The organism is Terriglobia bacterium (assembly GCA_036496425.1).
Lineage (GTDB): Bacteria > Acidobacteriota > Terriglobia > 20CM-2-55-15 > 20CM-2-55-15 > 20CM-2-55-15.
The window spans coordinates 1-2,998 of the sequence record DASXLG010000163.1 but is presented as its reverse complement, the minus strand read 5'-3'; the positions used below and the strand labels follow the sequence as shown (position 1 = coordinate 2,998).

General features: G+C 58.9%; 3 protein-coding genes. All 3 read right to left on the bottom strand.

Annotation, left to right across the window (positions count from 1 at the left end):
- On the bottom strand, positions 1-558 hold a 558-nt coding region (locus VGK48_11465; GenBank protein ID HEY2381786.1), incomplete at its 3' end, for a NapC/NirT family cytochrome c.
- Complete coding sequence (locus tag VGK48_11460) at positions 555-959, bottom strand: nitrate reductase cytochrome c-type subunit (GenBank protein HEY2381785.1); 405 nt, start codon at positions 957-959, stop codon at positions 555-557. The genes VGK48_11465 and VGK48_11460, both read right to left, overlap by 4 nt.
- Before the next feature lie 74 nt (positions 960-1,033).
- The coding region (gene napA, locus VGK48_11455) for a periplasmic nitrate reductase subunit alpha (GenBank protein ID HEY2381784.1) at positions 1,034-2,998 on the bottom strand (1,965 nt) is incomplete at its 5' end.

The window sequence follows — 2,998 nt, the reverse complement described above, 5'->3', positions numbered from 1 at the left end:
CTGACCGGTAAACAGAAAGCGCTGGTGCGCTTCAACTGCGCGCGGGCTCTGGCGCGTGATATCCATCGATTGTGCGCTGTGGCAATTGCGGCATTCGAGGGAATCGTTCGCCTTCATGCGCGCCCATTCATGTTCCGCCAGTTCGAGGCGATGATCGAGGAATTTCTCGCGCGTATTGATGGTTCCGAAAAGCTTGCCCCACACTTCCTTCGAGGCCTGCATCTTGCGCGCGATTTTGTCGGTCCATTCGTGCGGAACATGACAATCGGGACAGTGGGCGCGTACGCCTGATCGATTGTTGTAGTGCACGGTCGTTTTCAGCTCCTCAAACACGTTGGTGCGCATTTCGTGGCAGGAGGTGCAAAACGTCTCCGTGTTGGTGAGTTCCAGAGCCGTATTGAAGGCACCCCAGAAAAATATTCCGGCGATGAAGCCGGCGAGCACCAGAAATCCCAGGCTGAAGATCGAGCTTGGTCGAATCAGCACGCCCCAGACTTCGCGTGCGAACAAAAGCGCGCGACGCCAGAACGAAGGGCGCGGGACCTCGGTGGTCGTCATCGAGGCGCTCCCGGCGCCGAGCGCTTGAGAAGAGAGTCGATGTCAACGAAGTCATTTTCTACCGGCGGCCGCACATTGTGCTGCGGGACGTGGCATTCGGTGCAGAAATATCGGCGGGGCGAAATGGAAGCCAAAAACTGCCCGTCGCGATCAATGAAGTGGGTGATGCTAACCATGGGCGCTTGTGATTCGTGGACACGCGTCCGCGCATGACAGGATAAGCACTTGTTCGCGTTGATACTGACTTCATAGCCCTCCGTCGAATGCGGAATGACCGGCGGCTGTTCAGGATAATTTCGTGGCTCGCGAACCGACGTGTTTTGCTCGGGGGTCAGGGCTGGAGGTGCCGCTTCCTGATTGAGTGGAGTCGAGCCGCGCAGGCCGGAAAATGTCTGCGCCATGACCACGCCCGACAGCGCGATCGTGAGTATTGCGGCCGCAAGAAGTCGGAGATCGCTTGCCATGATCCGGCCCCCTACACGCGTTCAATGCGGACTGCGCATTTCTTGAAATCGGTCTGCAAAGATATCGGATCGGTGGCGTCGAGCGTCACCTTGTTGATCAACTGGCTCTCGTCGAACCAGGGAACGAATACGACACCGCGCGGCATGCGGTCGCGTCCGCGCGTTTCGAGCCGTGTCCGGATAAAACCGCGCCGCGATTCGACTTTCACCTCGTCGCCACGCCGTATGTTGAGTTTGGCCGCATCGTCGGGGTGCATGAAGCAGACGGCATTCGGAAAGGCCCGGTAAAGCTCGGGAACGCGCCGGGTCATTGAGCCGGAATGCCAGTGCTCAAGCACGCGCCCGGTGACAAGCCAGTAGGGAAAGGTAGCGTCCGGTAATTCAGCTGGTGGCTCGTAAGGCAAAGCGAAAATGCGTGCCTTGCCATCGGGGAACCCGTAAAATCTGACTCCCTCGCCGGGCTTTACATACGGGTCCAGGCCCTCTCGGTAGCGCCAGCGCGTCTCCTTGCCATCAACCACCGGCCAACGCAGCCCACGCGCCTCGTGGTAAGCGTCGAAGGGCGCCAGGTCGTGTCCGTGACCCCGGCCGAATCCGGCATACTCTTCGAACAATCCCTTTTGCACGTAGAAGCCGAATGCCTTCGACTCGTGATTCTCGAAATCCGCAGCCATGTCAGACAGGGGAAACTTGTCGACCTCGCCGTTTCTGAACAGGACATCGAACAAGGTCTTGCCTTTGTACTCGGGCTTCTTGGCGATCAGTTCAGCAGGCCAGACTTCCTCGATCTTGAACCGTTTGGAGAACTCCATCAGTTGCCAGAGATCCGAGCGCGCGTCGCCGGGAGCATTCACCAGCTGGTGCCAGAAATGCGTTCGCCTTTCCGCATTGCCGTAGGCGCCTTCTTTTTCGACCCACATGGCGCTCGGCAAGACCAGATCCGCCGCCTGCGCTGTCACCGTCGGGTAAGCGTCGGACACAACGATGAAGTTTTCGGGATTGCGATAGCCCGGATACCCTTCTTCGTTGACATTGGCGGCAGCCTGGAGGTTGTTGTTGACCTGCACCCAGTAGGCGTTGAGCTTGCCGTCGCGCAGCATGCGGTTCTGCAGCACCGCATGGTAGCCCGGCTGCGGTGAAATCGTGCCTTCGGGCAGCTTCCAGATCTTCTCCGCTATGTCCCGGTGATTCTTGTTGGCCACCAGCATGTCGGCGGGCAACCGGTGCGAAAACGTGCCCACCTCGCGCGCCGTACCGCAAGCCGACGGCTGACCGGTGAGTGAGAACGGACTGTTGCCCGGCTCGGAAATCTTTCCGGTGAGCAGGTGAATATTATAGACGAGGTTGTTGCACCAGACGCCGCGGGTGTGCTGGTTGAATCCCATCGTCCAGAAACTGACGACTTTGGTCTTCGGGTCGGCGTAGAGCTCCGCGAGCTGGCGAAGGCTGTTGACGGGAACGCCGGACATTTTAGCGGCCTTTTCCAGCGTGTATTCCGAGACGAATTTTGCGTAGTCTTCGAAGGTCATGTCGGTCGCATCGCCCACTTTCGTGCGTCCCGTCGCCTTCACTTCCAGTGGGTTTTCCGGCCGCAACCCGTAACCGATGTCGGTCTGGCCGCGTTTGAAGATAGTATGCTTGTCGACGAAGTCCTTGTTGACGCGATTGGTCGTGATGATGTGGTTGGCGATGGCATTGAGAATCGCAAGATCGGTTTGCGGCGTGAAGACCATCGGAATGTCGGCAAGATCAAACGAGCGATGCTCGAATGTTGAAAGAACCGCGACGCGCACATGCGGCGCGCTCAGTCTGCGATCCGTGACGCGGCTCCAGAGGATCGGGTGCATCTCCGCCATGTTCGAGCCCCACAGCACAAATGCATCTGCGACCTCAAAGTCGTCGTAGCAGCCCATCGGCTCGTCCATGCCGAACGTCCGCATGAAGCCCATGACAGCAGACGCCATGCAGTGGCGCGC

Excerpts from the sequence above, each read along its gene's own strand:
- VGK48_11460 (HEY2381785.1), bottom strand. The coding sequence starts at position 959 with ATGGCGCAGACATTTTCCGGCCTGCGCGGCTCGACTCCACTCAATCAG.